Origin of the sequence: Clostridium sp. (assembly GCF_032576335.1) — a bacterium.
Taxonomy (GTDB): Bacteria; Bacillota; Clostridia; order Oscillospirales; family Acutalibacteraceae; genus Faecalispora.
Window position 1 is genome coordinate 202,451 of sequence record NZ_JAWFXC010000004.1, and the last position, 25,694, is coordinate 228,144.

At 44.1% G+C, this 25,694-nt stretch carries 21 protein-coding genes and 1 CRISPR repeat array (1 of these 22 cut by a window edge); of the genes, 13 read left to right on the plus strand and 8 right to left on the minus strand.

Annotation, left to right across the window (positions count from 1 at the left end):
- Positions 1–391: direct repeats of the CRISPR family, unit length 33 nt; unit sequence GTCGCCCCTCGCGAGAGGGGCGTGGATTGAAAT (it extends 317 nt beyond the left edge of the window).
- 151 nt (positions 392–542) lie between these two features.
- Complete coding sequence (locus E7L17_RS06185) at positions 543–1,286, minus strand: GntR family transcriptional regulator (protein ID WP_316322383.1); 744 nt, start codon at positions 1,284–1,286, stop codon at positions 543–545.
- 326 nt (positions 1,287–1,612) lie between these two features.
- Here E7L17_RS06185 and E7L17_RS06190 point away from each other — a divergent pair, with 326 nt between their 5' ends.
- From E7L17_RS06190 to E7L17_RS06225, 8 genes are all read left to right on the plus strand, one after another.
- Positions 1,613–2,644: a zinc-dependent alcohol dehydrogenase gene (locus E7L17_RS06190; RefSeq protein ID WP_410470649.1), complete on the plus strand. Its 1,032-nt coding sequence runs from the start codon at positions 1,613–1,615 to the stop codon at positions 2,642–2,644.
- A gap of 82 nt (positions 2,645–2,726) precedes the next feature.
- A complete protein-coding gene (locus tag E7L17_RS06195; RefSeq protein WP_316322385.1) occupies positions 2,727–3,794 on the plus strand; it encodes a TRAP transporter substrate-binding protein in 1,068 nt (355 codons plus the stop codon).
- A 70-nt stretch (positions 3,795–3,864) separates the two neighbouring features.
- Positions 3,865–4,443 (plus strand): TRAP transporter small permease, encoded by a 579-nt coding sequence (locus tag E7L17_RS06200; RefSeq protein WP_316322386.1) that lies wholly within the window; start codon positions 3,865–3,867, stop codon positions 4,441–4,443.
- The gene (locus tag E7L17_RS06205) at positions 4,440–5,738 is read left to right on the plus strand and encodes a TRAP transporter large permease (RefSeq protein ID WP_316322387.1); all 1,299 of its coding nucleotides are present in this window, start codon (positions 4,440–4,442) and stop codon (positions 5,736–5,738) included. The genes E7L17_RS06200 and E7L17_RS06205 overlap by 4 nt, the downstream gene beginning before the upstream one ends.
- Before the next feature lie 61 nt (positions 5,739–5,799).
- The gene (locus E7L17_RS06210) at positions 5,800–7,413 is read left to right on the plus strand and encodes a mannitol dehydrogenase family protein (RefSeq protein WP_316322388.1); all 1,614 of its coding nucleotides are present in this window, start codon (positions 5,800–5,802) and stop codon (positions 7,411–7,413) included.
- Between the two features lie 16 nt (positions 7,414–7,429).
- Positions 7,430–8,503 (plus strand): mannonate dehydratase, encoded by a 1,074-nt coding sequence (gene uxuA, locus E7L17_RS06215; protein WP_316322389.1) that lies wholly within the window; start codon positions 7,430–7,432, stop codon positions 8,501–8,503.
- A gap of 301 nt (positions 8,504–8,804) precedes the next feature.
- On the plus strand, positions 8,805–9,941 hold the full coding sequence (locus E7L17_RS06220; RefSeq protein WP_316322390.1) for a DUF4317 domain-containing protein: 1,137 nt from the start codon (positions 8,805–8,807) through the stop codon (positions 9,939–9,941).
- Between the two features lie 64 nt (positions 9,942–10,005).
- Positions 10,006–10,899, plus strand: a complete 894-nt coding sequence (locus E7L17_RS06225; RefSeq protein WP_316322391.1) for a DegV family protein — start codon at positions 10,006–10,008, stop codon at positions 10,897–10,899.
- Between the two features lie 199 nt (positions 10,900–11,098).
- Here the strand turns inward: E7L17_RS06225 and E7L17_RS06230 are convergent, their stop codons facing one another.
- The 7 genes from E7L17_RS06230 to sppA all read right to left on the minus strand — a co-directional run bounded on the left by E7L17_RS06230 (position 11,099) and on the right by sppA (position 20,009).
- Positions 11,099–12,040 carry a D-2-hydroxyacid dehydrogenase gene (locus tag E7L17_RS06230; protein WP_316322392.1) on the minus strand — a complete coding sequence of 314 codons (942 nt, stop codon included), beginning with the start codon at positions 12,038–12,040 and terminating at the stop codon, positions 11,099–11,101.
- A gap of 616 nt (positions 12,041–12,656) precedes the next feature.
- On the minus strand, positions 12,657–13,799 hold the full coding sequence (locus E7L17_RS06235; RefSeq protein ID WP_316322393.1) for an SLC13 family permease: 1,143 nt from the start codon (positions 13,797–13,799) through the stop codon (positions 12,657–12,659).
- A 362-nt stretch (positions 13,800–14,161) separates the two neighbouring features.
- Entirely contained in the window at positions 14,162–15,268 is a 1,107-nt protein-coding gene (locus E7L17_RS06240; protein WP_316322394.1) for an endospore germination permease, read from the minus strand.
- A gap of 221 nt (positions 15,269–15,489) precedes the next feature.
- Positions 15,490–16,647 carry a Ger(x)C family spore germination protein gene (locus tag E7L17_RS06245; RefSeq protein ID WP_316322395.1) on the minus strand — a complete coding sequence of 386 codons (1,158 nt, stop codon included), beginning with the start codon at positions 16,645–16,647 and terminating at the stop codon, positions 15,490–15,492.
- Between the two features lies 1 nt (position 16,648).
- Positions 16,649–18,199, minus strand: a complete 1,551-nt coding sequence (locus tag E7L17_RS06250) for a spore germination protein (protein WP_316322396.1) — start codon at positions 18,197–18,199, stop codon at positions 16,649–16,651.
- 174 nt (positions 18,200–18,373) lie between these two features.
- Positions 18,374–19,033 (minus strand): RDD family protein, encoded by a 660-nt coding sequence (locus E7L17_RS06255; RefSeq protein ID WP_316322397.1) that lies wholly within the window; start codon positions 19,031–19,033, stop codon positions 18,374–18,376.
- The gene (gene sppA / locus E7L17_RS06260; protein WP_316322398.1) at positions 19,014–20,009 is read right to left on the minus strand and encodes a signal peptide peptidase SppA; all 996 of its coding nucleotides are present in this window, start codon (positions 20,007–20,009) and stop codon (positions 19,014–19,016) included. The genes E7L17_RS06255 and sppA overlap by 20 nt, the downstream gene beginning before the upstream one ends.
- A gap of 435 nt (positions 20,010–20,444) precedes the next feature.
- Between sppA and E7L17_RS06265 the strand changes: the two genes are divergently transcribed.
- The 5 genes from E7L17_RS06265 to E7L17_RS06285 all read left to right on the plus strand — a co-directional run bounded on the left by E7L17_RS06265 (position 20,445) and on the right by E7L17_RS06285 (position 25,553).
- On the plus strand, positions 20,445–23,090 hold the full coding sequence (locus tag E7L17_RS06265; protein ID WP_316322487.1) for a calcium-translocating P-type ATPase, PMCA-type: 2,646 nt from the start codon (positions 20,445–20,447) through the stop codon (positions 23,088–23,090).
- Positions 23,075–23,320 carry a DUF6514 family protein gene (locus tag E7L17_RS06270; RefSeq protein WP_316322399.1) on the plus strand — a complete coding sequence of 82 codons (246 nt, stop codon included), beginning with the start codon at positions 23,075–23,077 and terminating at the stop codon, positions 23,318–23,320. Before E7L17_RS06265 ends, E7L17_RS06270 begins: the two co-directional genes overlap by 16 nt.
- A gap of 122 nt (positions 23,321–23,442) precedes the next feature.
- Positions 23,443–23,601 (plus strand): rubredoxin, encoded by a 159-nt coding sequence (rd, locus tag E7L17_RS06275; protein ID WP_085833891.1) that lies wholly within the window; start codon positions 23,443–23,445, stop codon positions 23,599–23,601.
- 43 nt (positions 23,602–23,644) lie between these two features.
- Positions 23,645–24,838, plus strand: a complete 1,194-nt coding sequence (locus E7L17_RS06280) for an FprA family A-type flavoprotein (protein WP_316322400.1) — start codon at positions 23,645–23,647, stop codon at positions 24,836–24,838.
- A gap of 199 nt (positions 24,839–25,037) precedes the next feature.
- Entirely contained in the window at positions 25,038–25,553 is a 516-nt protein-coding gene (locus E7L17_RS06285; RefSeq protein WP_316322401.1) for an O-acetyl-ADP-ribose deacetylase, read from the plus strand.
- Positions 25,554–25,694: the final 141 nt, after the last annotated feature.

The following is a 25,694-nucleotide window of genomic DNA, read 5'->3' on the forward strand; positions in this document are numbered from 1 at the left end:
ACCAAACTACGCATGTTGTCTCGTCGCCCCTCGCGAGAGGGGCGTGGATTGAAATTGTCGCCGTATGCCCCAACCGATATGAAATATTTGTCGCCCCTCGCGAGAGGGGCGTGGATTGAAATTGTAATTGCGCCACCGGTTATAGATAAATCGGAGGTCGCCCCTCGCGAGAGGGGCGTGGATTGAAATTGTCCTGTAAAATCAAGTGCGTGGTATTTCCTAGTCGCCCCTCGCGAGAGGGGCGTGGATTGAAATACACACAGCGTTAGTTTTGAGGTCAAGCCTCATGGTCGCCCCTCGCGAGAGGGGCGTGGATTGAAATTTGTAAAAAACTAAAATATCTTCTATGCACCTCATGGTCGCCCCTCGCGAGAGGGGCGTGGATTGAAATTCAACCCCGTCGTAAGGCGGGGCTGAGAAAACGTTGATCATTATACAGAAAGCCGTGTTGAAAGCAAAATAAAAAGAAGGTATTGGTTTTAGCCAATACCTTCTTTTTATTTGTAGCTGTAAGCTGCCAAACAAAATTTGGAAGAAAATTCTTATATTGTCTGTAAAAAATCTTCTTCCCATATTTTTCCCTTAAGCTGGTCTGCTTCTTCAACCGCAGTAAACAGCTCTGGATACTTGCGCTTCATTCGCGTTTCTTCTCCCTGCTTATCTACAATATGAAGATCAATGAGGGTTCTGATTTTTGAAAGATTTTTTTGCTGTATCAGTTCCAATATTTCTTCGTGCTGCTCATAGGTCTGCTTGCAAATATCTGGTTCCGAGAGTGAGAGCAGGCGAATCCGGTAGTAGTGGCTCGACATATTCAAAACGTTTTCCAAACAAAACGGGTGGTCTGTTGCTTGAAAGAAAACCGTGTGAAAGGCATCGTCTGCGCGCAGAAATTCGCGGGCATCCTTGCTTCGCAGTGCTTGCTGTTGCTGGTGTAAAAGGTTTTTTAAAGCATCAATGTCAGAATCTTGGTAGCTGTTTAAAAATTCGCCAAGAACCCGTTCCTCAATGCAGGCTCTCATAAACCGCTCGTCTCGTACTCGCTGAATATCGATTTTAGAAACAATCGTACCTTTCTGTGGGGTGGTAGTTACCAGACCATCCTTCACAAGCTGAATAAGAGCATCGCGTATCGGCGAACGGCTTACTTTTAAAAAGTCGCTTAATTCGTTAATGTTAATGGTTTGGCCGGGCTTAACCTGTAGCTCAATAATACTAGTGCGCAGGTACTGGTAAACATTTTCACCTGCTGTTTGCGAATCCCTGGTATTCTTCTGTTCGGTCACAAATGTCCCTCCTAAAAATAAAGTGGACTTATCATTAAAATAATGTGTAACATATTTATCTAATATATTGTATTGCAATACCAGTTTTAATACAAGAGTATATCAATAAAAATATTAGACTTTCTATAAATTTTGTTAATTAATTATCTTTTTGACCAAATCTATAAACCTTAATATCGTTTTTTGTAGAATATACTTATAGACTCTACTCGACTCCTATGTTATATTTAGCATGACAGTGAATTATATCAGATTAATATATCAATGTAATATTCAATAAGATATACAGTTTGCTTCTATGAGAGTTTTGAAGGGTGGTTATTGTTTTGAAAGAGGTAGTTATTACCGGACCTCGCAAATTCGAAGTTCGGGAGGTTCCGAAACCGAAGCCCGGTGTAGGAGAAGTTTTAATTCAAATGAAAGCAGCCGGCGTGTGCGGCTCGGATGTTCATTTGTTTTTAGGTGAAAACCCCAATGCAGTGTATCCCCGCATTCCCGGGCATGAAAATGCTGGTGTTGTAGTAGAGGTAGGGGAGGGTGTAAAATCGGTGCAGCCGGGCGACGCTGTGGTGGTTGATTTGGTGGTTGCCTGCGGTAATTGCCCGCAGTGCCTAAGCGGACGACGCAACATTTGCAAAACGGTAAGAGCGCGCGGTGCTGCCATTGACGGCGGCTGGAGAGAGTTTTTTGCCGTACCGGAGCACGAGGTTTACGTGCTGCCAAAGGAAATTACATATCGAGAAGCAGCGCTAATCGAGCCCTTTGCCATTGGAGGCCACTGCACCAAAAGAGCCCAAATACAGGGTGGGGAATCCGTGTTGGTGCTGGGAAGCGGCACCATTGGCGCAGTAATCTTACAAACGCTAAAACAGAAGGGCTGCCGCGTTATTTGTGCAGACATCAATGAAAGCTCCTTGGAGCGTGCGAAAAAATATGGAGCAGATTCGGTTGTAAATACCAAAACACAAAACCTAAAGGAATGTGTGCAGGAGTTTACAAACGGTGCGGGAGTGGATGTTATTTTTGATTCCGCATGTTACCCGGGCTCCCTTACCGCCGTGCTCGAGCAGGGCATTCCTAGAAATGGGGCAACCATTGTACCCCTTGGCTTTTGTACGGAGCCGGAGGGAATTACACAGGCAATGATTAACGCGCGTGAGCTTTCCATTATTGGCACCAGAATGTCTAGTGGTCAGTTTGAGCCTACCATTGCACATTTTTTAAAGGGCGATTTTGAGTTGGAAGGCATGGTCAGCCATTACATACCGTTTAACCAAGTGGAGCAGGTGTTCCAGAACATGCTTCACCCGGTAAAGGACATGAAAAAAATGGTGATTGTATTCGGGGAGCAGGATTAGTTTTTTCAAAACAGGGGTTTAGCGGCATGAAAATTCGGAGCCGCTGAAGATAGAATGTGAGAAAAACAGGAGGAGTTAAAGAATGAAACAGTTTTTTGGGAATTCAGGCGGGAAGAAGAGTATGAAGAAAGTACTCTCCAGTATCTTGGCGGTTGCTATGTTTGCTTCCCTTGCTACAGCTTGTGGAGGCAGTACGGGTGGGAACGCCGGTGGAAGTACGGAAGAAAAAGAGTTTAGCATTAAAATCGGCGATAACTGGGGCGCCACGCACCCCATGGCAGCCGCGCTTGACAATGTATTTAAAAAGCAGATTGAAGAAAAATCTGGCGGCAAGATTAAAGTGGAAGTATACCACGATGGTCTGCTAGGCGATGAAGCTGCCTTGTGGCAGGCTGTTCGCGATGGCTCCGTAGACTTTGCGGTGGTTGGTACCCCGATGAATCAGGAGTTTTCGATGATGCTGATTTCAGACTGGCCGTTCCTATACCGTAACATTGAGCATGCAAAAATGGTCTGGACGGGTCCGATTGCAGATGAGGTAGGTACAAAATTCCATGAAAAATTTAATGAAGTTGAGCTGCTTGGTTGGGGACCGAACTCTGCACGTACCTTTACCTCAAGTAAGAAGCTGAGCAGTGTGGAAGACTTTGTTGGTCAAAAATTCCGCATGCCCAATAACCCCATCCATGTGGGCATTGCACAGAACTTGGGCGCTTCTGCTACTGTTATTCCTCTAGGCGAACTGTTTACCGCTCTTGAGACCGGTACCGTAGATGGTCAGGACAACGGAATGGTAACCGTAATTGCTCAGAACTTCCAAGAGGTTCAAAAGCATTTGTACGAAACCAATCACATCATTGCAACGCTTGAGATTGTTGCAAACTCCAAAAAGCTCGAGGGAATGTCTGAAAACCAGCGCAAAATCGTTCGTGAAGCTGCCAAGGCTGCCTCTGAACAAGCTTGGGATGACTATATCGCTTCTGTTGATAAAGACCGCGAAACTCTGAAAGCGGCCGGCGTAACCGTAACTGCCTGCTCAGAAGCAGACCGCGCAAAAATTATTGAGAAAATTCAGCCTACCATCGACAAGCTTCTTGCCGAAAATGATTGGGCAAAAGACTTAACCGAGAAAATCAAGGCTGTTCATTAATTACATTTGAGTAAGACCGTACCCTTTGAGCGGGGTGCGGTCTTATGTAACACGGAGGAGGGGGAAGCTTATGTCTGGCAACAGCCAAAAGTGGCAAGCTTTTGAAAAAGTTGTTGATAAACTGTTCCGCGGAATCGAAATAATCATCGCCGTATTCTTAGGCATGATGATCTTTTTTACATTTATGAACGTCATACTGCGCCAGTTCAATATGGGCTTTGCGTGGAGTGAAGAAATTGCGCGAATCTGCTTTATTTATTTGGTTTATTTGGGTTCGATTATAGCGGCCCGTGAAAATCGCCACCTGATGATTGATACATTGCTTACAAAACTTACCGGACCCAAGCAGAAAGCACTGTATGTGGTAATTCAGGGATTTATTATTTGGATGATGGGCGTACTGGCAACCGGCGCATTCCAAAATGCGTGGAAGAATCGCAATGATTTTTGGGTTGCAACGCACTTTCCGGTATTCATGATTCACTTTGCGGGAGTTTTGCTGGGTGTTTCGGTCATCATTATTTCTCTGGTGAACCTGTACCGCATGATTGCGCTGAAAGAGCCTGTACTCAAGCTCTTTGGTGACCACGGCGAAGAGGACGCAACACAAAACGAAGATGAATTTGGGGAAGGAGCCGGGCTGCAATGATCATTGCTATCTTTATTATTTCTATGCTGGTAGGTATTGCAATTGGCCTGCCGATTGCAGTGGCATTGCTGCTGTGTGCCGTATCAACCGCACTGGCACTTGGCGGCGGCGATGCAAACCCAACCATTATTGCACGCACACTCATGCAAGGTTCAGACTCCGTAACTATGATGGCACTACCTTTCTTCGTATTGGCAGGCGAAATTATGAATCGCGGTGGTCTTACCAAGCGCATTATTGCGTTTTGTAACATTTTTATTGGGCGTGTACGCGGTGGTTTGGGGTATGTAACCATTCTCGCGTGCTTGATGTTTGCCTCACTCGTAGGCTCTGCCGTCGCAGCCTGTGCTGCATTGGGAGCTATTTTAATCCCCATGATGGCGGATTCCGGCTATAACCGTGAAAAAGCAGCAGCGTTAACTGCAAGTGCAAACTTGGTTGCACCGATTATGCCGCCATCTGTACCAATGATTGTGTATGGTATTGCAGCGGGTGTATCCATAAAGTCGCTCTTTATGGGTGGTATTGCACCGGCGATTTACCTTACCGTTATTGCCAGTGTCGTGTGGTTCTTTGTATCCCGCAAAAAGGGAGTTGTGCCAGACACAGAGAGCATTGCAAAGCCAGAACCCAAAGAAGCAATTAAGATTATTCTATCTGGTATGTGGGCATTGCTACTGCCGGTTATTATCCTCGTAGGCCTGCGCTCCGGTTACTTTACTGCAACGGAAGCCGGCGTTATTGCCTGCGTATATGCCATTCTAATAGGTATGTTTGTCTACCGTGAGATGAAAATTAAGGATTTAATGAAAGCGTTCGTTGCTTCTGCAAAAATGTCTGCCGTTGTTATGTTCCTTGCCGCTGCTGCAAACTGTGCAGCCTATTTCATGACAATCTCACGCATTCCGCAGATGATGACCTCCGGTCTTGAGGGTCTGGTAGAAAGACCTACTCTTTTGATGTTCGTTTTGATGTGTATTGTAGTAGTGGTTGGCCTTGCGATGGATGTGGTTCCCAGTATTCTCATCCTTACACCCATTATGTTGCCACTAGTTAAAGCAGCGGGTATAGACCCGGTGTATTTCGGTATTGTATTTGTACTTATGAACGTGCTAGGGCTTACATCCCCTCCCGTAGGGCCTGTTTTGAATGTCGCCTGCGCTACTGGTAAAGTAAAGATGGATAAAATCATACTGCCGACCATGCCGTATTTTATCGCTCAAACCATCCTGTGCTTCCTGCTGGCACTTGTGCCCGCCCTTGTAGAAGTACCTTTAAGATGGCTAGGCGGATGATATAGCTATGCCGCTTTTTTAGCGGCACTAGTGGTGGTTCAGAGCAAAAGGAGAGAAAAGTATGAAGCTAAGCCATGAGGCGATTCGCCAAGAGGAGCAATGGGAAAAAGCTGGCATTCGTTTGCCAAGGTTCGACATAGAGGCGATGCGCCAGCAAACCAAAGAAACACCGCAGTGGGTGCATTTTGGTGCGGGCAATATTTTTAGAGGCTTTATTGCAGAGCTGCAGCAGCGCCTGCTGGAAAGCGGTTCTGCCAGCACCGGAATTATTGCGGCAGAAACCTTTGATAACGAGATTATTGAAAAGATTTATCAACCATACGATAATCTGGCACTTTTGGTGCTTATGAATCCGGATGGTCGACTAGACAAATCCGTGGTTGGCAGCATCGCTAGCGGGCTTTCCGCCACACCGAACCAAGAGCAGGATTGGAATGAGCTCAAGCGGATTTTCCGCAGTCCATCCTTGCAAATGGTCAGCTTTACCATCACAGAAAAGGGATATAGCCTGCGCGATATGAAAGGCGAGCTTTTACCGGTTGCGCAGGAAGACTTGCAGGCAGGCCCCAAAGCACCACGCCATGCAATGGCAGTTGTTGCTTCTTTGGCGTATGAGCGCTATTGTGTGGGAGAACTGCCGGTCGCTTTTGTGAGTATGGATAATTGCTCCAAAAATGGGGAGAAGCTTTCCACCTCCGTATTAGAGATTGTTCGGTTCTGGGAAAAGAACGGTTTGGTTCCCGCGGAATTTACCGCATATATGGAAAATACGGAAATGGTAGCCTTTCCGTGGTCGATGATTGATAAAATCACCCCCCGACCTTCTCCCATTGTTCAAAAGGCTTTGGAGCAGGACGGCATCGAAGAAATGGCACCGGTTATTACAGAAAAGAAGACCTTTATTGCCCCGTTTGTAAATGCAGAGATTCCGCAGTACCTGGTAGTGGAAGATAAATTCCCCAATGGCCGCCCATCGTTGGAGCAGGCCGGTGTGTATTTTACAGACCGCACCACGGTAGAAAATACCGAGCGCATGAAGGTAACAACTTGCCTGAATCCCCTGCATACGGCCCTGGCGGTGTATGGCTGCCTATTGGGGTATGATTCCATTGCGGCAGAAATGAGCGACCCGCAGCTCAAGAAACTGGTGGAGCGAATCGGCTATGATGAGGGAATGCCGGTTGTGGTAGACCCGGGTATTATCCACCCTATGGATTTTATCCATGAGGTAATCGACCAGCGCCTTCCAAACCGCTTTATTCCCGATATGCCGCAGCGAATTGCAACGGACACCTCCCAAAAGGTTGCCATCCGTTTTGGTGAAACCATTCGTGCGTACCAAAACAGGGAGGGGCTTAGCCCAACCAATCTGGTTGCCATCCCACTGGCATTGGCAGGCTGGCTGCGTTACCTGTTGGCTTTGGATGATAACGGCGAGCCGATGGAAATAAGCGCAGACCCAATGCGCGAGCAGCTTTTGCAGTACTTACAGGGGATTGAACTGGGCAACCCCTCGTCCTATCATGGTCAATTGCGCCCCGTGCTGGAAAATGAAGCGGTGTTCGGCGTTAACCTGTATGAAGCAGAGCTTGGTGAAATCGTGGAAGGCATGTTCCAAGAGCTGATTCATGGGCCTCACGCAGTGCGTAACACCTTAAAGCGTTATCTGGATTAAAAGGAGTAATTACAAAATGAAAATGACATTTCGCTGGTATGGCAGCGGTTTTGACCCAATTTCTCTTAAATATATTCGCCAAATCCCCGGTGTATCCGGTGTGGTTGGCACCTTAATGGATGTTCCAGCCGGAGAACTGTGGCCGCTCGATAAAATTAAGGCACTGCAAAAAGAAGTAAACGATGCTGGCCTTGAGCTGGAAGTCATTGAGAGCGTGAATGTTCATGAGGACATAAAGCTTGGTCTTCCTTCCCGGGAGCGTTATATTGAAAATTACAAGCAAACTTTGCGTAACCTAAAAGAGATTGGCGTAAAGGTTGTGTGCTATAATTTTATGCCTGTGTTCGATTGGACCCGTTCGGATTTAGCCAAGGTGCTGCCAGACGGTTCTAACGTATTGTCGTACGACCAGTCAATTATTGATCAGATTACCGACCCGCAGAAAATGGCGGATGAAATTCAAAAGGATTCTGGCGGGTTTGAAATGCCTGGCTGGGAGCCGGAACGCATGGCTAGCTTGAAAAAGCTGTTTGAGCAGTACAAAAGTGTTTCGCATGATGATCTGTTTGCCAACCTAAAGTATTTTCTGGAGCAGATTATCCCCGTGTGCGAGGAATGCGATATTAAAATGGCCATTCATCCGGATGACCCGCCGTGGGATATTTTTGGCCTGCCTCGTATTACCACCAATGCAGAGAATCTGGAGCGGATACTCGGCCTTGTTGATAGCAAATACAATGGCCTAACCCTTTGTTCCGGATCACTGGGCTCAAACCCGGATAACGACATTCCCGGTCTGGTTCGCCGCTTTGGCAGCCGAATTCATTTTGCACACGTGCGTAATATTAAAATTCACGAACGTGGGAAGTTTGATGAAAGCTCACACCTAAGCACCGACGGCTCTCTGGATCTATTTGAAATAATGAAAGCCTACCACGATGTTGGGTTTGAAGGTTATGTACGGCCAGACCATGGCAGAATGATTTGGGACGAAAAAGGGCGTGCCGGTTATGGCCTCTATGACAGAGCGCTTGGCATCACCTACTTAAACGGCTTGTGGGAAGCCATTCAAAAAATGAGTACAAGGTAAATTTGAGCATATGGAACGGCAGACAGGCTGTGTTTCCCTTTCGGGAGAGCAGCCTGTCTGCCGTTTATTTCAGGAAAAGATAATTATTCTTTTTACATATTGAATAACGAACCAATAAGATAAAATAAGAAGCATTTGCTATTGGCATTCTTTGGAAAAAGGTTGCAAAATTGGAAAAAAATGTGGTATCGTTAAGAGTACAATCAACACTCAAATACTACCAAACAGATGGATTCGATTCACGGATGATGGGTGGTAACGGAGTGAGATGTAAATACAAGTTAAAGAGTGAGGGTTTGCCATGAATGAAAAAGAAGTTTCAGAAATTCGCCGTCGCTTTCGACCCGATAAAAATAATATTCGAAGCATTCGCGGGTGCTATGTGAATAAAGAGGGTGAAATGATTTCACAATTAAATCAGTCACTTGCACTGATGCCGCAGGAAGAGGCGGAAAACTGCATATCGATTTTAAAGAAAACTCTTTCCGGTACGCTAAATAAGAACCTGCTGAATATCGAGTTTTCCACACAACAGGTGGTAGACAGTGAAGAACACCGTTTGCTGATGGCGTTAAAAGACTCCTCGCTTAAGGATGAGGAGGTAATTGAGCAATTCTTTCAAAAAGTAATTCAATCTGTTCATATGGATGAGAATTATTTGATCCTTTTGACCCATGATACCTATGACGTTCCTTTTCGCTCTAAGGATGGAGAAAGGCAGGATGACAATTCCTCCGAGGTGTATTCTTACATTCTTTGCAGTGTGTGTCCCGTTAAACTAACAAAACCGGCACTGGGGTATTACGTTACCGAAAATGCGTTCCGAAACTGCAAAACCGATTGGGTGGTTTCTCCGCCAAAGCTTGGTTTTTTGTTTCCTGCATTTGATGAACGCAGTACCAACATATACAGTGCACTTTTTTATGTACAGGATACCTCCGAAACCCATTCGGAATTTGTAGACACAGTCTTTCACTGCAATGTTCCCATGCCTGCGGATGAGCAAAAAGAAATGTTCCAAAGTATCTTGTGTGAATCACTTGAAAAGGAATGCGATTTTGATACCGTGTGTGCTGTGCAGGAGCACCTAAAGAATATGATTGAAGAGCATAAGGCGAACAAGGAAGAAGCACCGCTCACCATATCGAAAAACCATGTTTCAAGAATTCTAGAGACACAGGGAGTTTCAAAAGAGCATATTGAAAGCTTTGAACAGCAGTACGACGAGCAATTTGGCAGTGATACAAATTTAAGTCCGAAAAACCTGGTAGATTCAAAGAATACCGTTGTGACCGCACCCAATATTAAAATTCAAATCAGCGGGGAAAGCGACCAATTGGTGGAAACCCGTATAATTAATGGAATTAAATACATTCTAATCCGCGCGGAAGATGGCGTTGAGGTAAACGGCGTTCCAGTACATATTACTCCGGAATAAGACAAGCACCTTGGTAATATGGACTACAGGCATAAAGTGTGTGCCGGAAAATGGAGTAGAGATTATGGCAATAAAAAAAGATGTGTGTTTAATTGCGGATTCTTCGGGTGGCCTTCCGCAGAAAGTCGTTGAACAGCACCAAATTATTGAAGTACCGTTTTATTTTAAATTCCAAAATACAGAGTATTACTGTGAAAATGTAGATTATAGTAATGGTGATTTTTATAAGCATATGGAAAAAAATCCGGAGGATGTTCCGCAGACAGCAGCACCCAATGTGAACGACTGGCTTGCAGCTCTTGAAAAGCAATATGCCGAAGGAATAAAGAAACTGATTGTCACCACTATTTCCTCTAAATTATCTTCCAGCTACCAAATGGCATCCATGGCAAAAGAGGTTTTTTTAGAGGGACATAAAGATGCGCAGGTTGCCGTTATTGATTCCAATACTTGCGCATGCGGACAAGCTTCTTTCGAAATTGCGATTGCAAAAATGATAGAAAGCGGCAAAGATTTTCAAGAAATCGTAAGCCGGGTAAGCCAGGCCGTAAACAATATTACAACACTGTTTGTTGTTAATAATTTAAAATACATGGAGGCCGGGGGAAGAATTGGAGGCGCAACGGCTTTTTTGGGTAAGCTTGCCCAAATAAAACCAGTTTGTGAGTTTGTGGAGGGAGCGGTTCGTCCGGTAAAAGCAGTGATTGGCCGAAAAAGCTCGCTGAAAGCAATGATGGATATTGCGGCCTCCCGAATATCGGATTGGAGTCAGCTGATTGTTACTGTTCAAAATGCAGAGTATATGGAAGATGCGGAGTACGCAGTAGAATACCTAAAAAAGATGACCTCTTACTCTGGGCAGATATTCAGGAGTGACTTAGGCGTTGTAGTAGGGGCGCATTCTGGCCCGGGAGCGGCTGGAATTGGTTTGGTACAAGCAGGGTCTCTTCTATATTAGAGCTCTTTCTAATTAAGAATTTCATTATTATGTAGTAGATAATGTAAATGATGATTTTAAAGTTAGTAAAAGTTAGTATGAGTGTTTGCGTGAAAAGTGCTTTTCGATAAAATAGCAGAAAAATGCCGCCCACAGTTTGGGCGGCATTTCATTTACAAGAGAAAGTTTTCAGCAGTTTATGCTGCAACGGTACTCTTTATTATTTTAGGTTCAAAGCTTCCTTCAGCTTAGCGGTAATGAACACACCGATATCGCGGGAAGCATCAATGGTCTGAGCGCCCAAGTGAGGAGTAACGATGAAGTTCTCGCACTCGAACAAGGGGGAGTCGAATCCTGCACCTTCACCTAAGCCACCAGCTGCCAGCTCGTTCTCCATAACGTCAGAAGCGTAGCCTGCAATTTTATTGGCTTTGAGAGCCTCATACATATCTTTTTCGTTCACAATGCCACCACGGCTCATGTTCAGAACCACTGCGCCGGGCTTCATCTTCTCAATGGAAACTGCATTGAACAGATCCTTGGTGTCAGGAGTCAAGGGGATATGAATGGAAATGTAGTCAGCAACCTTCAGCAGCTCATCAATCTCCATACCCTTGGAGTGCTCTTTCTCAAAGTCTTCGGGCTTGAGGAAGGGATCATAAGCTACAACATCCATCATGAATGCACGGCCCAGTTCGCCTACGCGGCGGCCAATGCGGCCAAAGCCCAGAATACCAAGAGTTTTGCCTCTCAGCTCACTGCCAACAAACTTATATTTATCCCAATTTTTGTTTACCTTAACATCCGCATCAGCAGGGATGGTATGGCGAGCCATATCCAGCATTTTGGAGAGGGTGAGCTCTGCAACTGCATTTGCGTTGAGGCCGGGAGCATTGAATACCTGAATGCCCTTTGCCTTAGCGGTTTCCAAATCAACATGGTTCAGGCCAACGGAGCAAACACCGATTACCTTCAGGTTTTTTGCTGCGTCGAGAATTTCTTTGTTGATGGCGGGGTCTACACGCATAACAAGAACATCATATTCAGGAATCAACTTTACAAGCTCCTGCTGTGAGGGGAGCATATGGGTGTCAACCTGCATGTACTTGCCCAATTCCTCCGAGATAGAACTATGGACTGCATCAATAATGAGACATTTCATGAGAATCTTCCTTTCATTTGTATCACAATTTACGGCGTATTCATGGTATCCCACACACGAAAACAAACCGCTGGTTCATGAATTACGGTAATAATTGGTATAACCACATGGTAAAACAATCAGCGAAATTTCAATTAAAGATTTCATGCTGATTGTTGAAAACCGTCTTTTAACGGAGTGTTATTAACAGAATAAGCGAATTATGTCGAAAATTATAATATATATACAACCGGATACATTGTAGCAGTTCATTTCTTGTTTGTCTAATATAAATAATCGGAACCAACTATATAATTATTTTTATATCTTTTTATTAAAATTAATATAAGTCAACAAAAAGTTTAGATAAAATCCAGCATTGTGTAGAACGCTTATCTGGTTATTTTTTATAATAAATTAAGAGTTACAAATAAATTCAAAATAAGTCAAACACGCTATATATTTCTTTATTATAATTTCTTTCGCAAAAAATAGAAAGGGTAGGATTTGTCTTTTATTTACGCTCCTATATAAAGCCACTATGCTCACTTTATTTTCAATATTATTTACAAGCAAATGAAAAAAACGCCTTATGAAAATTGAAATTTTCATAAGGCGTTTGAGTAGAGGCAGATTTTTAACGCTGCCAAACATACTCAAAGAGTGACAGCAACACTAAAAAAAGCAGATTCACCGCTGTAAATAGCTTTAAAAAACGTTGAGTTCCCTCCTTGTAAACGGCAGCATAAAATTTATAAGAAATAACACTTGCCATAGAGGCGATTAATGTGCCAAGGCCGCCAATGTTTACACCAAGGAGTAATTTGTGCGATTCTTGAGTGAAACCCGATAGTAGAATCGCTGCTGGAACATTGCTGATAAACTGACTGCTGAGGATAGCCGAAAGCATGGTGCTCCTTTGTGTGAAATAAGACAAAAAGGAATGTATTGGTGGAATGTTACCCAAGTTGCCGACAAAGACGAAAATGCAAAAAAAGGTTGCCAACAGGCTATAATCTACGCCTGCCAATACTTTTTTGTCGATGGGGATTAAAACGGCTAGCACAAGTAAAAGGGTAGCCTGATACGGCAGCCAGTCGAATACCGAGGAAGTAGACAGCAAAAACAATGCGTTATACAGAAAAATTCGTTTTGGCCGTGCGGGGGTTCTTTCTGGCATTGCAGGTGAAGTAAGCATCTTTGGTGCAATGAGCAGGCAGCTCAAAGCCAACAGCACTCCGCCCACAAGACCAATGGGTAGCATAGTAGTGAAAAAATCTGCAACACCCATATGAAAACGAGAAAACAAATAGAGATTCTGAGGATTGCCGAATGGCGTCATAGAAGAACCTACATTTGCCGCAATCGTTTGCAGTACAATAATATAAGCGCTCCACTCATCCAAGGCACAAGCAGACAGAATTGACAATGTAATGGGGATAACGGTAATGAGTGCAACATCATTTGTGACCAGCATAGAGAGAAAATAGCTGGCGAATACAAGAAAAAAAGTAAGCGTACGTGAATTCGTAATACGTGAACATACAAGAAGAGAGATTTTTTCGAGGATGCCCTCTCGCTGAAGACCAACCACGGAAGCCATAAGGCAAAAAAGGCAAGATAATGTTTTAAAATCGATATAATTAAAATAGTCTTTTGATGGCGGTACAAGAAACATAGAGAAGAGTGCCAGCAACAAGGAAGAAAGCAAGATGGGTTCTTTGGCGAACCCGCGCTTTATTTTTTGAATCGAGATAGCTTGTATATTCAATAAAATCACCGTAATTTCCGTTTGATTGCTTAAAAGAGCGAAAAGAACAGGCATCATCATACCACAAAGGGTTTTGAAATAAAATATGTAATTTCAATAGAGTGAATTTGAAAATTTAAGGTGATAGAGTATGTTTGCACAAATCGAAATTAAACAAAGCGATTTATGATTTTGGGGAAGCTTTTCTCTTCTTCCAATTTCTCGGATCAACAATACGTTAGTTGAACACCACAACGGGTAAAAAGAATCATAAAAGAATTGAGAATGAATGTAAAGAAATTATTTAGAAAGTGGTATTGCAGCAAAAGCCAACATCATTTGGATGTTGGCTTCGAAAAACAAGAAATTGTTTTGATGTAAACCCTCTTTACCTAAGAGGAGGGCAGTGCGCTCGATTTATTCTCATTCCGCCGTTGAAACATGGCAGCTGCCAACAAAATAAGCGGGATGAAGATTTGGAAGGGGAGGGCGTAGAAAGAGTAGGTTTCAAATGCCCACGTTACCATTTCCATTGCATTGCTATACAAGGTGTAGCTAAACAAAATCATTAGAATACCAACCGGTATCGCGACAGAGCGAAAGCTGTTTAAACCTGCCAGCTTTTTTATACCCATGCAGGTCGCCAATAAACATACACTGATTTTTATAAAAGCGCCAACAACAAATACAATGGATACCGTAACTTCAATTCTTTGCAAAAAGTCGCCAATACGAATTCGTCCTACTGCAATATAGGAGGGAAAATAAAGGCCCATCTCCTGCACAGCACCTAATACCAAAATATTGCGAAAGGTAACAGCTAAAATAATTACCACACCTGCAAGGAACCCGCCTAAAAAAGGCTTGTAGGGCACTTTCTTGTTTACGGGGCAGCAAAAAATAGTAGCAATTAAAACGGTTTCGGCGAACGGAAAGGTATAGGTAGAAAAGGCACCCTCCAACACGGGCTTCCAGCCATCTGCCAAAATGGGTGTGATGAATTCTGGATTTAGTTGTGGAATACAAAGAAATTGTACAATTAATATAATAAGCACCATAATGGGCAGCAGAAAAAAAGCACTGCGCCCCAAAACCTCAATTCCCTCCCTGACAATCCAAATACAAGAGATGGCCATGAATATAAGGGGAACCATCATTGGGGTCTCCGGCATAGCCATCATTTTAACAAACTCCCCAAAGTTGCGCAGTACCATAGAGCCTAAATGAAAAGCGTACCATGTATAGAGCAATACAAAAAATTGCCCAATCCACTTACCAAAAACCAATACAAAAATATCGAACAGGTTTTTACCGGGGTATATAGAAAGCAGCTTCATATATAGCCATAATGTTGGAATTGCAGCCGGTAAAGCAACTAAAATCGCAATCCATTTATCTACGGTCACCTGCGTAGCAACCCCAATAATTAATGAGCTGCCAATAACAAATAAGGTAACCATGCTAAAAAGTTGACGGTTTGCAATGCGTTCTTGTTTCATATATCTTCCTTAATTTAAATGATAAAACATATTGATAAATTGTTTTAACGGACCAGCCGGACTGGGAATATCGATTCCAAATGAAAACAATACAAATAAGACAAATGAGACGGTAAGGAGACTGGTAGAGACCCAAAAATCTTTTCTCGGTTTTTCTTTATAGATGGGAAACGTATCAAACAAAACAATCAGCCCGTAAACGAGTATGACAAAAGCTAACATTAGCCAACACCTCCGGGAATTGTTTTTTTAACGGTAGCGCTGTTTTTAATGGAAACCTGTGTTTCAACATTTACTTTTAGTTTGGTGAATGTATCATCCCAGTTCGGCTCAAGCGCTTTCCACTTATGCGGCTCTGTACGGTAAATATAATTACCAAAGCCAAATACATCAAGCTTGTATTTGCCTTGAACCATTTGTATGGTTGTTTCAATTCTTTTTTTCAGGTATTCCTGAGCGGTTCGTTCTAATACATTTGTTAGTTCATTTCCAATTTCACCAGGCGTACCATGCAATTCGTCAATGGCAGCAGTAGTTTCAATGCGCAAGGTAATTTCCGGTATAGAGTCGTTCCACTTTGTTTCAAACTTGGTTTCATTTTTAAAAATTTCAAGAGATACAAACTGTTCTTTTCCTTGATAGGTGAAAGGATAAACCAATAGACCGCCCTCTATTTTATTCTTAATGTAGAGAAAATCATTTGTCTGGTCTCCATCAAGAAAGCCAACGATGTCAAAATTGTGGAACAGAGCAGTCCCTTCTACAGTTGGCGTTTGCCCTTCGCTGTCATCCCACAGGCGAACGCAAGGCACAGTGGGGTAAATCCCTGGGGAAATTAAATCGTTTACATATTTCCACGTTTGTGTATGATGCGCCTTTGATAAACCGTCTTCATTCAGAACCATAGATTCCAGTGAATAGGATAAAATTTCTTCTGAGGGGTTTTCTACCTGAAGAATGTCCTTTGCCGGAATTCCCTGTGCTACAAACATTTCAATATCTGTTCGAGTTTCTCCGTCTCGCGCCAGCCAATCCATAACATTAGACATTTCATCTCGTGCAATTTCTTCACTGACAATAATGGATTTGGTATGGCTCCAGTATAGTTTTTTACCAACAATGGAGATTCCGTCGCGAACGGCATCGAAAATGGTTTGACCAGAGGTATGAATAATATGAGAAGCTACAATTCGTTCCTTGCCACTTTTGGCTTCCGCAATCTCAATGGTAAGCTCAAAACGGTCATCGGTACCCTTGTCAATCGCCATTCCGGCTACAATTGCCAAATCCTCCAGCAGGCGGTAGTTCCAGCAGCCGCAAAGGCTGGAAAGCATGGAAACAATGAGCAATATTGCGATTGACTTGCGCAGTAACGTCATTTTATTTTCCTTTCTTTGCGTACTTCTTCATTCGTGACCTGTTTTTGGATGCAATGATTTGAGGGCGCAGTTTCATATACCACCATGGCGCACGTATAAGGGTATCTTTAATATCTGTATAGCGAATCGAACCTTCTGTTAGCATATAGGGAACACCAAACGAACGAATACTCATTAGGTGATTTAAAAGGCAAAGTGCCCCAAAAATAACACCGTAGATGCCCATAAAAGCCGCCAGAATTAAAAACACAAAACGAAGTATAAGAATTGCACCCTGAACCTTTATGTTCATAAGCGCTGAAATTCCCGTAAGGGCAATGATAATAATCATAGAGGGGGCAATAAACTTTGCGTCAACCGCGGCTTGCCCAAGCACCAGGGCACCCACAATACTAACTGTTTGGCCAATTGCGGTAGGCATTCGGGCACCGGCCTCTCGCAGTATTTCAAATACGATTAGCATTAAAAAAGCCTCTAAAACCGTAGGGAACGGTACATCGGAGCGCCCCGCTGCAATACTAAGGAGCAAAGGGGTAGGCAGCAGCTCTTGGTGAAAGTTTGTAAGGCTTACATAAATTGCAGGTACAAACAGAGCCATCATTGCTCCGAAAATGCGCAATAATCGGTTAAAAGAAGAGAATATAAAGTTGTTGTAGTAATCCTCCGGCGTTTGAAATATCTCAGGAAAAATAAACGGGACGGTTAGCACAAACGGGCTGCCGTCTACAATTAAAGCCACTCTGCCCTCTAAAATCTTGCCCACCACAGAATCGGGCCGCTCGGTATACCCAACTGTATCAAAGGGGGAGAGGGGGGAGTCTTTGATTAATTCTTGTATATAACCGGAATCAACAATGCCGTCAATCTCGAGTTTGTCAAGCCGATTTTCTAATTCTTCTACTACTTGATCCGAAGCAATGTTGTCTAAATAACAAATGCACACCTTCGTCTTTGTAATGGTGCCAATGTTTTTATATTTGAATTTTAAGTCTGGAGAAATTACTCTTCTTCGTATCAGCGAAATGTTCACTAGAATCTGCTCGGTAAAGCCATCGCGAGGGCCGCGTACCGCCTGCTCAGAGCTGGCTTCCTGAACAGAACGGCTTGCAAGATTTTTGCAATCAATAACAGTTGAATAGGTAGAGCCATCCAGTAAAAAAACTGCACTCCCCTGCAAGATTGCATCCGTTATATCCTCAATACTTTGCGTTAGAAAAACGTTACTGGCAGTGATGGATTTTTTTTGCAGATCTTCAACATATCCTTCGCGAGTGTAACGTGGAATATCGCTGCTGAGGACTTGTTCGATTACATATTGGTCGAGTATTTGGTGGTCAATCATTCCGTCAACAAAAATAACGCAGCCTTGTAAGAACTTTTGCGTTTTGTTTTCTAGCATCCGGTATTCAATGGTTTCATCTGATTCAAAAATGTTGCGAAAGGTTTTCAAATTCTCTTCTAAAGAAGACGTTAACTGTGAGTTTTCCTTTTTTGTTGTTGTGTTTAGATTAGTATCATTTTCTGGAGTATTTTTCCTTTTTCTAAAATTCATATAAATCACCTGATTCTATTTTTGCCCAGTTTTTATTATTTAAACGTCCATCTTTTGGAATATAGTTAAAGCAACAAGCATCATTTAAGGAAATAAATAATTGGGTTATGGAATTAGGGTCAAAAACTAAAAAAAAGAACCACTGGCATAGCCAGTGGTTCTTTTTATTGAATATTATTCAAAATTCTTGGGGTCTTGCTCCGGTACCGGTTCTAATGGTGCCGACTCAGGTGTTCCCTGCACTGCCGGCGAATCGGCGTTTGCCACTCCTGCATTTATTTGACCAAAGGGACGATAGGTAACCGTTGCAGAAGGCGCTGTTGCTGCAGTGGCAGCTTGGTTGTAGCCGTACGCTGTATTTCCGTACACCCCGGGGGCTTTAAACGTGTAAATCACTTGTGTATCGCACAGGCGATCATGCAAAGCTTGCTTTGCTTCACTTGCACCAATCATCAGGTAACCAATGAATAATAAAGAAGAAAGGTAACGTCCAATTGTTTCACGGTAGAGAACATTTACAAAGGTGAGCTTACTGTCGTCACAAGTAACAACCCGCAAATTCATTAAACGCTTGCCAACGGTCGCTCCAGTGGTATAGGTCATTACAATAAAATAAACAGAAGCGGCAAGGTACAGCAAAATGTCGTAAGGGGTGAAACGGAACAGGATGGGACTTAAAAACCAGGATTGAGGGTTAGATGCCTGAATAAATAGAATCGGCAGTCGAATTGTGAGCAGTAATACTGCGCCAATGAGAATTAGGTCAATTAGGTAAGCAGTTAGGCGCACAAAAAAACCGCCCCGAATCGTTGTGTTATTCTCCAATGGCTGCATAGTACATTGGCACCCCACTCTCTTTAATATCCATTAGGTCAGCCAGCTTTTCGGCATCGCTACGGTTGTATTGCTTCGCCATTGAGAAAAGGGAAGCAAACGGGGAAGTAGTGTAATTGGGGGTATAAAAGGTTACCTTTTCACCCAGCGATTTTTCATATTCCGCCTGTGCTTCTTCGTAATCTTCAATTTTGTCAATCAGCTTATTCTCCAATGCTTGCTTTGCGGTGTAAATACGACCGTCCGCAAGAGGCCTTACCTTTGCTTCCTCTAAATGGCGACCTTTTGCCACAATGCTTACAAAGGTATTATAGGGTTCATCAACCAAAGACTGAAAAATCTGCTTTTGCTCCTCCGTCATGTCAACTCCGGCACTGCCCATTGCTTTATTTTTGCCGCTTGTAAACAGTACGCTTTTAATGCCGATTTTATCCATCAGCTCTTTGTAGTTGGACAGTGATATGATTACACCAATTGAACCGGTCCATGTTTGGCTGTTGGCAATCACTTTGTCGGATGCCATAGAGATGTAGTAACCGCCGGAAGCCGCCATGTTTGCCATATAGGTCCATACCGGGCGATTTGTTTTTTCTTTGTATTTGAGCAGGCGATTGTAAAGCTCATTGCTTTCATAAACGCCGCCGCCCGGTGAATTTACATATAAAAGAATTCCTTTGTTGTTGGGGTCTGACTCAAGGCCGTCAATCAGCTTTAAAGTACGATTGTGGTTATAGCCTTCCTCTGGAAATAAGGAAGAAGAGGAGGAGGCCTGAATGGTGCCCTCTACCGTTACCACTCCCACAAAAGGGCTGGTTGGAAAATCAAAGTTCTCTTCTTTGGCTGATTTTAGAAGCTTCTCGATATAGTTGGATTGCTGTTGCTGACCTGCAAAGCTACGCATCATCATACTGGAACCGCAAATGAATACAAATACAAGCGCGGCCGCAATTAACCCCGTAATTTGCTTTTTGTTCATGCTTTACCACCTTTTCTGAAGAGAATGCCATCCCCACAATAATAATCGCAATAAAAAAACGAAGCAACCAAAAGCACGCTTTGTAGAGAACTGCAAAGCGAATCATTCGTCGCACGCAAATGTCACCGGTATTTCTTATGTTTTAACCTGGTGGGAAAGGAACCGCTCTTCTGAGTTTATTTCTTTGTTTCTATGAAATATGATATCGGCTTTTTCTTCCATTTGTCAAGGGAAATACCATTATTCCTGCAATCTAAAAAAACGAGTAATGATTCTCTGCAAGATAATTTCACGTTTTGCGGTGAATTCCGACAAATCTCCGCTACCGGTTCTAATTCGTCCACCCGGGTTAATATATATAATCAATGCAAAGGCAGTTGTGGGCGATAGCCTGAAAATCAAAGCGGGAGTTGATATGTTTTGGAGTGGCAAAGTTTGTCCAGAGAGGAATGTGTCCGGCAGTTAAAAACAGACCCAAAACGGGGACTTACGTTTCCGCAGGTAGAGCAGCGAAGCAGAGAACATGGCCCAAATGAACTGCAGGAGGGCAAACGACCAGGTTTAATTGCAAAGTTTTTGGAACAATTTAAAGATTTTATGGTCATTATCCTTTTAATTGCAGCGGCAGTATCATTTTTTACTTCGCTGGTTCGCAACGAGAATGACTACATAGACCCCATTATTATTCTGCTAATTGTGGTTGTGAATGCAGTAATTGGTGTAGCGCAAGAGAGTCGCGCTGAAAAGGCGATTGATGCGCTGAAAAAGCTGTCTTCTCCAGAATCTATTGTTATGCGTGACGGCAAGAGAGTTAAAATTCCGTCCAAAGAAATTGTACCCGGTGATATTGTTTTTCTTACCGAGGGCGATTTTGTTCCCGCTGACCTGCGTATTCTGGAAGCTCACAATCTTCGGGCAGAGGAATCTGCGCTTACCGGGGAATCTTTACCAGTTGAAAAATCGGCAGAGTTGGTTTGCGGCGAGCGTACGCCGCTTGGTGACAGAAAGAACATGCTGTATTCCAGCAGCAGCGTAGCAGCCGGGCGCGGTGTTGGCGTTGCGGTTGCAACCGGAATGGAAACACAGGTGGGGAAGATTGCCCACATGATCCACTCGGAGGAGGCCCCCCAAACGCCACTGCAAAAGCGGCTGGCTCACACAGGTAAGGTTTTGGGAATTGGAGCCCTCGCCATTTGCGCCGTAATTTTCATCATGGGACTGCTCCAGAGCGTAGAACCGTTAGATATGTTTATGATTTCCATCAGCTTGGCGGTAGCGGCAATTCCTGAAGGCCTGCCGGCGGTGGTTACGATTGTGCTGGCAATGGGTGTGCGCCGCATGGCAAATTGCCGTGCAATTGTTCGCCGAATGCCTGCAGTGGAAACACTTGGTAGTGCCAGCGTAATATGCTCTGATAAAACCGGGACACTGACGCAAAACAAGATGACGGTGGTTGAAGTTGCCGGTTACGACGGCCTGCTTACCAAAGAGGATCCGCAGGCAAGGCGTATATTAGAGCTGGCAACACTTTGCAATAACTGCACCGTTTCCGGAGATAAAATTCAAGGCGACCCAACAGAGGCAGCGTTACTCGCAGCTTCTCCCGTTTCAAAAGAGAATTTGGAGCGCCGTATGCCCCGCGTGCGTGAAATACCCTTTCAGTCTGCCAGAAAGATGATGACAACGGTGCATCGCCTTGATAATCAGCAATTCCGCATTATCACAAAGGGTGCGCCAGACCTGTTAATGGAACGCTGCACCTCCTGCCAAAGTACGAACTTTGCAGCGCCGATGGATTCTCAGATTCGACGTGAGCTTCAGCGTAGAAACGAACAGATGGCCTCTCGTGCACTGCGTGTGCTTGGTGTTGCCTACCGAGATGTAAAACAGCTGCCGCCGGAAAGCGAGTGGGAAAAAGACTTGGTGTTCTGCGGCTTTATCGGTATGATTGACCCACCCAGGCCGGAAGCTCAAAAGGCAGTTCACCTGTGCAAGAAAGCAGGCATTCGTGCGGTTATGATAACCGGTGACCATGTGGCTACCGCGGTTGCCATTGCTGGTAAGCTGGGAATGATGGGTTCTGACGATAAAGCACTCACCGGCCAGCAGTTAGACCAAATGGAGCAGCGTGAGCTGGAAAAGAACATTTATCAATATTCCGTTTTTGCCCGTGTTTCGCCGGAGCATAAGGTGCGTATTGTGAAGGCGTTCCAAAAACGCGGTGAAGTAGTTGCAATGACCGGTGACGGTGTAAACGACGCCCCGGCACTGAAAGCGGCGGATATTGGTTGCGCAATGGGTATTTCGGGTACCGATGTGGCAAAGAGCGCAGCAGATATGGTTCTTACGGACGATAACTTTGCAACGATTGTAGAAGCTGTGCGTGAAGGCCGCGGTATTTACGCAAATATTCGCAAGACCATTCACTTCTTAATTTCCTGCAATATTGGTGAAATCCTCACGGTGTTTATGGCTTTCTTATTGCACTTGCCACTTCCTTTGATCGCAATTCAGCTTTTGTGGATTAATCTGGTGACCGATTCGCTCCCTGCACTTGCACTTGGAGTGGAGCCAATTGAAGACGATGTGATGGAACAACCCCCGCATCGGCAAAATGAGAGTGTTTTCGCAGGTGGTATGGGCTACAATATTTTGGTGGAGGGCTGTTTAATTGGTGCGTTGGCTCTTCTTGCCTACAGTATTGGCCGCGCCTTCTTCGACATAGACCCCTCGTATCCCATTATAGGTCGTACAATGGCGTTTGCAACGCTAAGCCTTTCTCAAATTGTACATAGCTTTAACATGCGTTCGTCGCATTCGCTGTTCCGCATCGGATTTCTCAGCAACCCACAGATTTTGGTGGCCGCGGTTATCTGCACTTGTATGCAGGTTTCTGTTATTGCGTTCCAGCCAATTGCACAAATATTCAAAACCGCAGTTCTCAGCGGTGGCCAGTGGTTTGCAGTTGCACTTCTCTCTCTCGTACCATTTGTAATAGTAGAAGCAGAAAAGGCACTGCTTAACTCTACATATGGTAAAAAAGAAAGTAAAAGGAGTGGCCGTTCATGGTTAAAAATGTAGGAAAAATAATCGTATCGCGTCAAAACAGTGTATTGGAGTATTATATTTTTGGCGACGAGAAGTCCGGCTTTGGGGTTCGCATTGTGCAAAGGGGTACTGTCAATGCCCAAGCCGAATACGCAAATGTATGTAGCACACAAGCACGCGCGATGGCCTTGGCCCGTACCCTAGCAACGGGTACGGTATGTCCCGGACATTTATGTAATATTTTGGATGACAGCGGATATTAACGAAAGAAAGACACCTGAAAGACACTGTGATTCATTGACAATTTTATGAAAAATAGAGTATACTAAAGGTATTATCTCTTTAGTGATAAAAGATTGTCAAACGAAAAGGAGTGTTAATTGTTATGGCAAAATATGTATGTGATGCTTGTGGCTATGTATACGATCCGGCAATTGGGGATCCTGATAACGGAATCGCTCCCGGAACTAGCTTTGCAGATCTTCCTGAAGACTGGACCTGTCCGGAATGCGGGGTATCGAAAGATATGTTCAGCCCCGAATAAAGGGCAAATTTACGCCCAGTAAGCGGGAAGGATGTTTTCAGTCATGGCAACGAAGAAATTGGCGGACCACATTTATTCGGTTGGGGTATTAAATCCTGGTTTGCGTGTGTTCGATATTATTATGGAGTCTCCCTACGGGAGCAGTTACAACGCATACCTGGTTACCGGCCAGAAAAATGTGCTGATTGAGACCGTTCATGCGGATTTCTTTGAAGAATATCTCGAAAATATTCAAAGTATTATCGATATAAGCGAAATCGATTACCTGATTATGAATCACACGGAGCCGGACCATTCCGGAAGCGTAGCAAAGCTGATTGCACTCAACCCCAATATTGAGATTTATTCTACAATGGCGGCGAAAAAGTACATTACAGCGATTGCCAATCAGGAGTTCCGTTTTCATGTTGTAAAATCGGGAGAGACTTTAGATCTGGGTGACAGGTCGCTGCAGTTTATTGTGGCGCCTCTTCTGCACTGGCCAGATTCCATGTTTACGTGGGACGAAAAGAGCGGTTTACTGTTTACCTGCGATTTTCTTGGAACACACTTTTGTGAACCCACAATGGTAGATACCAACATGCATTACCGGGAAAAATACCTGGAGCAGGTTCGGCATTACTACGAATGTATTTTTGGTCCGTTCAAGCCCTATGTTCTCAGTGGTCTTGATAAAATCAAAGACCTGCCGGTTCGTATGGTTTGTACCAGCCACGGCCCTTGCCTTGTACAGGGGATTCAGGAGATTACGGAGCTTTACCGTAAATGGAGCCAGCCTGCAGTGCGCGACCTTCGCAAGATTGCGATTTTGTATGCATCTGCTTATGGCTGCACCAAGCAACTGGCAGAGGCAGCCTATGAAGAGCTTGCTGCTGACTCTGAGCTGGATGTGAAGCTGATTGATGTGGTATTCACTCCTTTTAAGGAAACGGTAACTGCCGCGAATGATGCGGATGCATTGCTCGTAGGCTCTTGCACAATCAACCGTGATGCGCCAAAGATTATTTGGGATGTACTTTCCAGCATTGATGCAATCAACGTTCGTTCCAAACCCGCCGGGGCTTTTGGCTCCTTTGGCTGGAGCGGCGAAGCAGTTGGTATGGTGCGCTCACGTATGGAGCATTTGAAGTATAACTTCTTAGGGGAAGGAATCCGTTCCAATTTCACCCCAACGGCAGACGATTTGGCGAAGATGAAGTGCTATGCGCGCAGTATTGCCGACCAAATCTCTGAATGATTACGCAATAAAATGAATGGCAGCCTCTCACCCGGTGACGAATAGGCACCTGGTGAGAGGCTGTTTTTTTAATCTTTATTTAATTGTATTTTAGGGCAAATGATTGTATTCTGTTGATAAAGGCGAATTTTAAAAGTGAAGTAGCATACCGGGATGGCAGAAACCGGTTTTACGGGTATGGGTACCCAGGGAGGAACCAATGGATTTTTTTATAGTTGAGGGAGATATTACTACTTTTCAGGTGGATGCAATTGTAAATGCAGCCAACACTTCTCTGTTGGGGGGCGGTGGAGTGGATGGGGCCATTCACAGAGCGGCAGGCCCCGCGCTATTGGAGGAATGCCGAGGACTGCGTGGTTGTGAAACGGGGCAGGCGAAAATGACCGGAGGCTACCAGCTTGCGGCAAAGTATGTCATCCACACGCCTGGCCCCATTTGGCGCGGCGGCGGAGCAGGGGAGGAAGGGCTTTTGGCTTCTTGCTATCAAAATTCCCTTCGACTTGCGGAGGAGAATGGCTGCGAAACCGTGGCATTCCCATCCATTAGTACAGGTGTTTATCGTTTTCCGCTGAATACTGCTGCTTATATTGCGGTAAGAGAGATACTTGCCTTTTCGAAAAAAGGAAAAGCGGTAAAATCGGTTACCATGGTCTGTTTTGATGAGCAAACAAAGGCTGCTTATGAGCTTGCTTTGCAAAATGCGATGCAGGCGTAAGTATTAAAAACACGTATTAATTTATTAAATAGATTATCAAAGACTACGTTATATGCTTTTAGACTTTGGGCAATCATAAGAAAACCAGCATATCGATTAAAAATGACGATATGCTGGTTTTTGCTATTTGTAGTAATGTCA